Raw genomic sequence first — 8,868 nt, 5'->3', positions numbered from 1 at the left:
CCCCCAGGCCGACACGAAGTCGCGGATGGTCTGGTTGAAGCGCCCGACGGAGGTCGGGGCATCCTTCGTGGCATCCCTCGGGTGCACGGACGCCGGCGGAGGGGTCTCGCCGGGGGCGAGCTCGGGCTCGAACCTGGCCATGCGATCCTCCCGCGCCCTCCCAGGCGTCGATCATTAGACTCGACGGGTGACCTCCGCCGCCGTCTCCCTGCCTGTGCCCCGTGTTCCGGGCCGTCGCGGGCGCCTTCAGGATAACCCGGTCGACGGCGTCAAGAAGGTGCTGCTCGCCGCCCCGCGCGGCTACTGCGCGGGTGTCGACCGCGCCGTCGTGGCCGTCGAGAAGGCGCTCGAGCGGTTCGGCGCCCCGGTCTACGTGCGCAAGCAGATCGTGCACAACATCCATGTCGTGCGCGAGCTCGAGAGCAAGGGGGCGATCTTCGTCGACGAGGTCGACGCGGTGCCCGAGGGGGCGCACGTCGTCTTCAGCGCGCACGGTGTGTCGCCCGCCGTGGTGAACGCGGCATCCGATCGCGGTCTCGTCGCGATCGACGCGACATGCCCGCTGGTCACCAAGGTGCACCGCGAGGCGGTGCGGTTCGCACGCGACGACTTCGAGATCCTGCTGATCGGCCACACCGGTCACGAGGAGGTCGAGGGGACCGCCGGCGAGGCGCCCGACCACGTGACGATCGTGAACTCGCCCGCCGACGCCGCCGCCGTCGAGGTGCGCGACCCGTCGAAGGTCGTGTGGCTGTCGCAGACGACGCTGTCGGTCGACGAGACGATGGAGACCGTGCGGCGTCTGCGCGAGCGCTTCCCCGAGCTGCAGGATCCGCCGTCGGACGACATCTGCTACGCCACCCAGAACCGCCAGGTCGCCATCAAGAAGGTCGCGCAGGGCGCGGACCTCGTGATCGTCGTCGGATCGGCCAATTCGTCGAACAGCGTGCGGCTGGTCGAGGTCGCCCTCGAGCACGGCGCGAAGGCGGCGTACCGCGTCGACTACGCGTCGGAGGTGCAGCAGGAGTGGCTCGACGGCGTCGCGACCGTCGGGGTGACCAGCGGGGCATCCGTTCCCGAGGTGCTCGTGCAGGAGGTGCTCGACGAGTTGTCGGGCGCCGGCTACTCCGACGTCGAAGAGGTGCGTACGGCCGAGGAGGACCTGCTGTTCTCGCTGCCGAAGGAACTGCGTCAGGATGCCACGGGTCGCCGCGACGCCCGGGCACTGGGAGGGCGATCCGGCCGTGAGTGACCCGCAGGAGTCCCCCGAGGAGCGCCCGCGCCCGCAGTTCGGCGAGTACGCGACGCCCGAGGAACAGCGCGCCCGCATCCGTCAGCCCTCCGTCACCGACCACCTGTCGGACGGCATCGCGCCGCCGCCGCCGCCGGCCGCGCCTCCCGTCCTTCCGCCCCCGGCGCCGGTCAGCGGCGCGGCGGTGCGGCGGCCTCGACTCATCGACCGCGTCGCGACCTTCGTGCTGCTCGGCTACGGGCTGGTCACCGTGCTGAGCGCCATTCCGCAGTTCGTCGACTTCACCGGTTTCGTCAGTACGCTCTCGCAGGTCATGGGTCTTCGATCGGACCTTCCGGTGCCCGCGTCGGGTCGCGCCTGGGGCATCGCCGCCGCCGTCGTGCTCGGGGTCGGTTGGCTCGCCACGTTCGTGCTCTCCTGGGCCGTGACACGTTCGGGGCGCCTCGCCTTCTGGATCCCGCTCGTCGCGGGAGCCGTGATCAACATCCTCGCGTCGTTCCTGGTCGTCGTGCCGCTGCTGTCGGACCCGGCCTTCCTCACCGCCATCCAGAGCGTCGGCGTCATCGCGCCGAGTCCGACCGCCACCTGAGGGAGACCGCCATGCCTCGCGTCATCGCCGTCTGCGTCGTGCACGACCTGCGTCCCGATGCGGGCACGGTGGGCGTGACGGCGATCGACAAGCGGCCCGTCGAGGGCCCCGTGAAGGTGGGTCCCTACGGCGTCTACGCCGATGTGCAGGCGGATCGCAAGCATCACGGCGGCCTCGACCAGGCCGTCTACGTCTACGCCGAAGAAGACGCGCGGTTCTGGGAGGGCGAGCTCGGCCGAGAGCTCGCGCCCGGCTTCTTCGGGGAGAACCTGCGGGTCGAGGGGCTGGATGTCAACGCCGCGCGTGTCGGCGAGGTCTGGCGCATCGGCGCGACCCTCGAAGTACAGGTGACGTCGCCGCGCAAGCCCTGCCAGACATTCGCGCGGTGGGTCGGCGGTGACGACGAGCGCGGCTGGGTCAAGCGATTCACCCGCGAGGGGCGTCTCGGCCCCTACCTGCGCGTGCTCACGCCGGGCGAGATCGCGGCCGGAGATGAGATCACGGTGCTGTCGGTGCCGGATGATGCCCCCACCGTGATCGACGGGGTGCCGGGCGTCGCGCGGGCCGCGGCATCCGCTCTCTGACGGCCGGTCGCTCCGCGGTCACCCGGCTCGGCGCCGGAGCGTGACGCACCCCGGCGATGGGCAGGGCTGCGTGCACCGTCGACGGGGGAGCCGGAGACGCGACGACGCCCCGCCCACCGAAGTGAGCGGGGCGTCGCGGGATCGTGTCAGGCGCCGAGCGACTTGCCCGCCGAACCGAGCTGCTGCGTGGCCTCGACGACGCGCACGGCCATCGCCGACTCGGCGACCTTGCCCCAGGCGCGCGGGTCGTAGGCCTTCTTGTTGCCCACCTCGCCGTCGAGCTTGAGCACGCCGTCGTAGTTGGAGAACATGTAGCCGGCGATCGAGCGGGTGAACGCGTACTGCGTGTCGGTGTCGATGTTCATCTTCACGACGCCGTTCGCGACCGCGAGCGCGATCTCCTCGGGGGTCGAGCCCGAGCCGCCGTGGAAGACGAGGTCGAGCGGCTTGGGGCCGGTGCCGAACTTCTCGGCGATGCCGGCCTGGATCTCGCCGAGGAGCTCCGGGCGCAGCTTGACGTTGCCGGGCTTGTAGACGCCGTGCACGTTGCCGAAGGTCAGGGCCGAGATGTAGCGGCCCTTCTCGCCGAGCCCGAGGGCCTCGACGGCCTTGGTGACGTCACCCACGGTCGTGTAGAGCGCGTCGTTGGTGCCCTCGTGCTTGACGCCGTCCTCTTCGCCGCCGACGACGCCGACCTCGATCTCGAGGATGGCGTGGATGTTCTTGAGGCGGGGGAGGAGTTCGGCGGCGATGTCGATGTTCTCGTCGAGGGGCACCGCGGAGCCGTCCCACATGTGGGACTGGAAGATCGGGTTGCGACCGGCGCGCACCTCTTCCTCGGACGCCTCGAGAAGGGGCAGCACGAAGCCGGGGAGCGCGTCCTTCGGGCAGTGGTCGGTGTGCAGGGCGACGGTGATGTCGTAGTTCTTGGCGACCTCGGTGACGTACTTGGCGAAGGCCAGTGCGCCGGTGGCGCGGGCCTTGACGGTCTGGCCGGCGAAGTAGTCGGCGCCACCGGTGGTCACCTGGAGGATGCCGTCGGAGCCCGCCTCGGCGAGGCCCTGGAGGACGGCGTTGATCGTCTGCGAGCTCGACACGTTGATCGCGGGGTACGCGAAGCCGCCGGCCTTCGCGCGGTCGAGCATGTCGGCGTACTGATCAGGGGTGGCGACGGGCATGGGGGCTCCTTGAGTGAGGCGTCGTTTCCATGCGCAACTCTAGCGAAGGGGCCCGGATGCCGCGGCTCCGCCGCCGTGCGAAAGAAGCGGCGATCTTTCGGGGCTCAAGCGCCGAAAACGGCGGGGTTCGACACACTTCGATCGATAGGCTGGCGTCCATGGTGAGTCTGACCGCGGACATGAGCCCGCTGCATCCCGATCGAAACCTGGCTCTCGAGCTCGTCCGTGCCACCGAGGCCGCCGCCATCCGGTCGGTGCCGTTCATCGGCCGCGGGGCGAAGGAAGCGGCCGACGGTGCCGCCGTCGACGCGATGCGCGCGTTCCTCGGCACCGTCAACTTCGACGGCGTCATCGTCATCGGCGAGGGCGAGAAGGACAACGCCCCCATGCTCTTCAACGGCGAGCACGTCGGCACCGGTCGCGGCCCGCAGTGCGATGTCGCCGTCGATCCCATCGACGGCACGTCGCTGACGGCCGCGGGACGCAACAACGCGCTGTCGGTCATCGCCGTGTCCGACCGCGGCGCGATGCTCGACGCGTCGAGCGTGTTCTACATGGACAAGCTCGTCACGGGCCCTGCCGGCGTCGGCGTCGTCGACATCCGCCTGCCCATCGGCGAGAACATCCGCCGCCTCGCGAAGGCGACCGGCAAGCCGGTGGAGGAGATCGTCGTCTCGGTGCTGCACCGCGATCGTCACGAGCGTCTCATCGAGGAGATCCGCGAGGCCGGTGCGGGCACCCGCCTCATGTCGGACGGCGACGTCGCCGGCGGCATCAACGCGGCGCGGCACAACGCACGCACCGACATCTGCGTGGGTGTGGGCGGCAGCCCCGAGGGCATCGTCACGGCCTGTGCGATCAAGGCGCTCGGCGGCCACATCCAGGGGCGCCTCTGGCCCCGCAACGACGACGAGAAGCAGCGCGGTCTCGACGCCGGGCTCAAGTTCGACGATTTCGTCTACGAGGCCGACGACCTGGTCAAGGGAAACAACACGATCTTCGTGGCGACCGGAGTCACCGACGGCCAGCTCGTCGGCGGTGTGCGTCGCGAGGGCGACCACATCTACACCGAGAGCGTCGTGCTGCGCGGCGCATCGGGAACCCTCCGCCGCATCTCCTCGGAGCACCTCACCTCGAAGTGGCTCTGACGGTCCTCGACGACGTTTGCCACGGCGACACGACCCGGTGCGTCGGCGGCGGTCTGGCAGAATGAGACCGTCGCCCGCGCACGCGGGCGGGCTTGCGTGAAGGGACAGAGGATGTCGGCACCCACCGGTTCCACTCCCGATTCCGCGACTCCGCAGACAGGTGCGATGAAGGTCGTCGCCGCCGCGGTCGACCCGGCGCGACGGCCGGACGTGCTGCTGCGCAAGCGGCGCCCCGAGGGCGAGCAGATGAGTGCGTGGTGGCCCATCGGCGCATTCGTCGTGATCTCGGCGATCGTGATCGCGCTCATGAACTTCGTGCCCGGCGGAGCCTGAGCCACTCGTCGCCAGCTGCTCGGACGGTCGCTTCGGCGGGCGCCGTCAGTCGTCGATCGCCGCGAGCAGTTCAGGTGCGGTGAGCCGACGCGGCGACTTCTCGATCGGTGCCGGTGCGATGACGGCGTCGCGCTTGGTCTCGTCGATCCCGGGGAACCTGCGCGCTGTCACGAGCACCCGCGACTCGAGCGAACCGGCGAAACCGTTGTAGGCGTCGACAGTGCGCTCGAGGGCTCGGCGGAGCGAGTCGGCGTGCCCGGCGAGACCGCCGAGCCGCTCGTAGAGCTGCGATCCCAGGTCGAACAGGGTGCGTGCCTCGGCGGAGACCTCCTGCTGCGTCCAGGTGAAGGCGACCGTCTTCAGCACCGCCCACAGGTTCACGGGCGACGCGAGCGCGACCCGTCTGGTGAACGCGTAGTCGAGCAGGGCGGGGTCTTCATCGAGGGCCGAGGCCAGCAGAGACTCGCTCGGCAGGAAACAGATGACGAACTCGGGGCTCGCGTCGAGGCCCGCCCAATATGCCTTCTTCGCCAGGGCGTCGATGTGGGCGCGCACCGCGCGGGCGTGCCGCGTCATGAGCGTGCGGCGGCGTTCGCCGTCGTCGCCGGTCGCGGTCAGCGCGATCACGGATGCCTCGAGGTAGGCGTCGAGCGGAACCTTCGCGTCGAGGGCGAGGGCCTTGCCGCCGGGAAGGCGCACTACCATGTCGGGACGGCCCGCACCGGCATCCGAGGACAGCGAACTCTGCAGGTCGAAGTCGACGTGGCGGGTGAGGCCCGCTGCCTCGACGACGCGACGCAGCTGCGTCTCGCCCCAGACGCCGCGTGTGGCGCCCGAGCGCAGCGCGCTCGCGAGCGACTCGGTCGTCGCGCGCAGCGCCTCATCCGATTCCTGTGCGCGGCGCAGCTGCTCGGCCAGGGAGCCGTATTGCGTCTGACGCTCCCGCTCGAGCTCGTCGACCCGGCGCCGCATCACGTGCAGCGTCTCGCTGACCGGCGCGAGCGCGCGCAGCACCGACTGGTCACGGCGCTCGCGATCGTCGCGCGTCTCGAGCTCGGCGCGCGCGTGTGCGAGCTCCTCCCGCGCCGCCGCGGTGGCGGCCTCCGCCGCTGCCACCCGCGCCCGCTGGTCGCTCTGGGCGCGGGCATGCCGGGCGGATGCCACGGCCCACGCGACGACCGCGCCGATCACGGCGGCGACGATCGCGATCACGACGGTGGCGACATCCATGGTCACAGTGTGGGGGAGGGTGCCGACATCGTCAGGCGGCGACGGCGGCGGGCTCGGCGAGGGTGCCGATGCGCACGCCCGCGAGCGCGGCGAGCTCGTCGATGTCACCGGCGCCGAGGCGTCGGGCGGCGTCGACCATGATGTGCGCGCAGGCCGCGGCATCCGCTGTCGCATCGTGGTGGGGGAACGGGCCGAACCCGGTCGCGTCGGCGACGGCCGGCAGACGGTACGACGGCAGGTCGTAGACGCGGCGCGCGACCTGCACGCTGCAGGCGTAGCGGGCCGGAGGGCACGCGTCACCGGTGGCCTCGCAGGCGCGCCGGATGACCGCCATGTCGAAGCCCGCGTTGTGGGCGACGAGCACGTCGTCGCCCGTGAAGCGCGCGAGAGCGGGCAGCTGCTCGGTCCAGGTCGGCGCGCTCTCGACATCGTCGGGGTGGATGCCGTGGATGCCCACGTTGATCTCGAAGAACCGGTCGTGGCCGGCGGGCGGGCGGATCAGCCAGCCCGCGGTCTCGACGATGCGTCCGTTGCGCACGCGTGCGAGCCCGACGGCGCACGCCGACGCACTGGAGGAGTTCGCCGTCTCGAAGTCGATCGCGGTGAAGTCCAAGGCCACGCTCCTACCGTGCGCCCGCGCGCCGGGACGTCCGGTGCGCCACGCCGACGACGGGCGGATGTCGCGCTGCGGCCGTCGTGCCCCCGGCGTAGGGTCGCAGACATGGCAGGCAGAGACCAGATGTCGACCTCGTTCGGTGCGGTGGCGGGGACCTATGAGGCCGGGCGACCCGACTATCCGTGGGAGGCGGTCGGGTGGATGCTCGAGCCCGCGCTCGACGGCGACCGCCCGCTGCGCGTCGCCGACGTCGGCGCTGGCACCGGGAAGCTCACCCGCGTCGTCGCGGCCGGTCGCGCCGAGGTCGTCGCGATCGACCCCGATCCGGCGATGCTCGCGCAGCTGCGCGACACCGTCCCCGGGGTTCCCACGTTCGTCGGCACCGCCGAGCAGCTGCCGCTGCCCGAGGCATCCGTCGACGCCGTCGTCCTGGGGCAGGCCTGGCACTGGGTCGACGTCGCGCCCGCCTCGGCCGAGATCGGTCGGGTGCTGCGCTCCGGAGGTGTGCTCGGACTGGTGTGGAACCTGCGCGACGATCGCGACCCGTGGGTACGTCGCATGACCGAGGTGATGCACGGCTCGAACGCCGAGAACATGATGGATGCCGGCGGCCCCAGGGTCGAGGCGCCGTTCGACGGTCTCGAATCCGAGGTGTGGGACTGGGCTCGGCCGATGACCGCCGAGCAGCTGTGGGCGATGATGCGCTCGCGCAGCTACATCATCACTGCCAGCCCGGCCGATCGCGGGGCCATCGAGGAGCGCTTCGCCGCGGTGCTCGCCGAGCGTCCCGAGCTCGCCGCGGGCGGCACCATCGACCTTCCGTACCGCACGCACGCGTTCCGCGCGCGACGGCCGTGAGCGCACGATGACCGGCCGCCCTCTCACCGTCTGCAACTTCGTGACCGTCGACGGGCGCTACGAGGACGACACGCACGACATCGCCTCGTTCTTCGCGCACCAGCACCCCGACTACGCGGGCGCCGACACGTTCGACCATTACACGACCGCGCTCATGCGGGCCAGCGACACCCTGCTGCTCGCGGGACGGCGGTCGGCGCTGCAGAACCTCGCGTACTGGCGGTCGGTCGAATCGGATGCCGCCGCCACCGCGATCCGGCGGGAGTTCGCCGCGCTCATCCGTACGATCGAGGTGGTCATCGTCTCCGACACCGTGTCCGAGGCGGACCTCGCCGATCATCCGCAGGCGCGGGTGGTGCGTCGGGCCGAGGCCCGTGCGGAGGTTGCCGCACTGAAGCGACGGGACGGGCGCGGCATCCTCGTGCTGCTGTCGCGGCTGCTGTGGAACGACCTGATGCACGCCGGTCTCGTCGACGAGCTGCACCTCGTCACCTTCCCGCTCATCGCGGGCACCGGCGTGCCGCTGTTCGATGCCAAGCCGGCCGTCGCGCTGAAGCTGCTCGAGACCCGCACGTGGACCGGAAGCGGCAACGTGCTCATGCGCTGGCGGGTCGATGCCGCCGAGTCGCGGCATCCGCGCCCGTAGACTGAACTCCCGTGGCTCTCACCATCGGAATCGTCGGACTCCCGAACGTCGGCAAGTCGACCCTCTTCAACGCCCTGACCAAGAACCAGGTTCTCGCCGCGAACTACCCGTTCGCGACGATCGAGCCGAACGTCGGCGTGGTGAACCTGCCCGACGTGCGCCTGCAGCAGCTCGCGGATGTGTTCCACAGCGAGCGGCTCGTGCCCGCCTCGGTGTCGTTCGTCGACATCGCCGGCATCGTGCGCGGCGCGAGCGAAGGGGAGGGGCTCGGCAACCAGTTCCTCGCGAACATCCGCGAGGCCGACGCCATCGCGCAGGTCGTGCGCGGCTTCGCCGACGCCGACGTGGTGCACGTCGACGGAAAGGTCGACCCGCAGGCCGACCTCGAGACGATCGGTGCCGAGCTGATGCTCGCCGACCTGCAGACCCTCGAG

General features: G+C 71.0%; 11 protein-coding genes. 8 read left to right on the top strand and 3 right to left on the bottom strand.

The window, feature by feature from the left end:
* The first annotated feature begins 214 nt into the window (after positions 1-214).
* From ASG00_RS12805 to ASG00_RS12795, 3 genes are read left to right on the top strand one after another with little or no spacing between them, the layout of a single operon-like run.
* On the top strand, positions 215-1,252 hold the full coding sequence (locus ASG00_RS12805) for a 4-hydroxy-3-methylbut-2-enyl diphosphate reductase (protein ID WP_056210357.1): 1,038 nt from the start codon (positions 215-217) through the stop codon (positions 1,250-1,252).
* Positions 1,245-1,841, top strand: coding sequence for a DUF6264 family protein (locus tag ASG00_RS12800; protein WP_056210355.1), 597 nt, complete (start codon positions 1,245-1,247; stop codon positions 1,839-1,841). The genes ASG00_RS12805 and ASG00_RS12800 overlap by 8 nt, the downstream gene beginning before the upstream one ends.
* Positions 1,842-1,852: 11 nt before the next feature.
* Entirely contained in the window at positions 1,853-2,425 is a 573-nt protein-coding gene (locus tag ASG00_RS12795) for an MOSC domain-containing protein (protein ID WP_156454749.1), read from the top strand.
* A gap of 146 nt (positions 2,426-2,571) precedes the next feature.
* On the opposite strand, the gene fbaA is transcribed toward ASG00_RS12795, so the two are convergent.
* Positions 2,572-3,603 carry a class II fructose-bisphosphate aldolase gene (gene fbaA / locus ASG00_RS12790; protein ID WP_045248692.1) on the bottom strand — a complete coding sequence of 344 codons (1,032 nt, stop codon included), beginning with the start codon at positions 3,601-3,603 and terminating at the stop codon, positions 2,572-2,574.
* Positions 3,604-3,761: 158 nt separating this feature from the next.
* Between fbaA and glpX the strand changes: the two genes are divergently transcribed.
* Complete coding sequence (gene glpX / locus ASG00_RS12785) at positions 3,762-4,751, top strand: class II fructose-bisphosphatase (protein ID WP_045248693.1); 990 nt, start codon at positions 3,762-3,764, stop codon at positions 4,749-4,751.
* Positions 4,752-4,862: 111 nt separating this feature from the next.
* Positions 4,863-5,084 carry a hypothetical protein gene (locus tag ASG00_RS12780; protein WP_045248694.1) on the top strand — a complete coding sequence of 74 codons (222 nt, stop codon included), beginning with the start codon at positions 4,863-4,865 and terminating at the stop codon, positions 5,082-5,084.
* Positions 5,085-5,129: 45 nt separating this feature from the next.
* On the opposite strand, the gene ASG00_RS12775 is transcribed toward ASG00_RS12780, so the two are convergent.
* Together ASG00_RS12775 and ASG00_RS12770 are read right to left on the bottom strand one after the other, a co-directional pair.
* Complete coding sequence (locus ASG00_RS12775) at positions 5,130-6,314, bottom strand: DNA recombination protein RmuC (RefSeq protein WP_056210082.1); 1,185 nt, start codon at positions 6,312-6,314, stop codon at positions 5,130-5,132.
* A gap of 31 nt (positions 6,315-6,345) precedes the next feature.
* Positions 6,346-6,933 (bottom strand): exonuclease domain-containing protein, encoded by a 588-nt coding sequence (locus ASG00_RS12770; protein ID WP_056210079.1) that lies wholly within the window; start codon positions 6,931-6,933, stop codon positions 6,346-6,348.
* Between the two features lie 102 nt (positions 6,934-7,035).
* Between ASG00_RS12770 and ASG00_RS12765 the strand changes: the two genes are divergently transcribed.
* The 3 genes from ASG00_RS12765 to ASG00_RS18570 form a co-directional block, all read left to right on the top strand.
* Complete coding sequence (locus ASG00_RS12765) at positions 7,036-7,788, top strand: class I SAM-dependent methyltransferase (protein ID WP_056210077.1); 753 nt, start codon at positions 7,036-7,038, stop codon at positions 7,786-7,788.
* Positions 7,789-7,795: 7 nt separating this feature from the next.
* Positions 7,796-8,434 carry a dihydrofolate reductase family protein gene (locus tag ASG00_RS12760; RefSeq protein ID WP_056210076.1) on the top strand — a complete coding sequence of 213 codons (639 nt, stop codon included), beginning with the start codon at positions 7,796-7,798 and terminating at the stop codon, positions 8,432-8,434.
* A gap of 11 nt (positions 8,435-8,445) precedes the next feature.
* Positions 8,446-8,868 (top strand): GTPase (locus ASG00_RS18570; RefSeq protein WP_235559590.1); only part of this gene is annotated, 423 nt, incomplete at its 3' end.

This window comes from Microbacterium sp. Leaf351 (assembly GCF_001423825.1).
In the GTDB taxonomy this organism is placed as follows: domain Bacteria; phylum Actinomycetota; class Actinomycetes; order Actinomycetales; family Microbacteriaceae; genus Microbacterium; species Microbacterium ginsengisoli.
Note: the sequence above shows the minus strand (reverse complement) of the source record. Positions and strands in the feature narration are given on the sequence as shown.

Excerpts from the sequence above, each read along its gene's own strand:
- ASG00_RS12795 (WP_156454749.1), top strand. The coding sequence starts at position 1,853 with ATGCCTCGCGTCATCGCCGTCTGCGTCGTGCACGACCTGCGTCCCGAT.
- fbaA (WP_045248692.1), bottom strand. The coding sequence starts at position 3,603 with ATGCCCGTCGCCACCCCTGATCAGTACGCCGACATGCTCGACCGCGCG.
- glpX (WP_045248693.1), top strand. The coding sequence starts at position 3,762 with ATGGTGAGTCTGACCGCGGACATGAGCCCGCTGCATCCCGATCGAAAC.
- ASG00_RS12780 (WP_045248694.1), top strand. The coding sequence starts at position 4,863 with ATGTCGGCACCCACCGGTTCCACTCCCGATTCCGCGACTCCGCAGACA.
- ASG00_RS12775 (WP_056210082.1), bottom strand. The coding sequence starts at position 6,314 with ATGGATGTCGCCACCGTCGTGATCGCGATCGTCGCCGCCGTGATCGGC.
- ASG00_RS12765 (WP_056210077.1), top strand. The coding sequence starts at position 7,036 with ATGGCAGGCAGAGACCAGATGTCGACCTCGTTCGGTGCGGTGGCGGGG.
- ASG00_RS12760 (WP_056210076.1), top strand. The coding sequence starts at position 7,796 with ATGACCGGCCGCCCTCTCACCGTCTGCAACTTCGTGACCGTCGACGGG.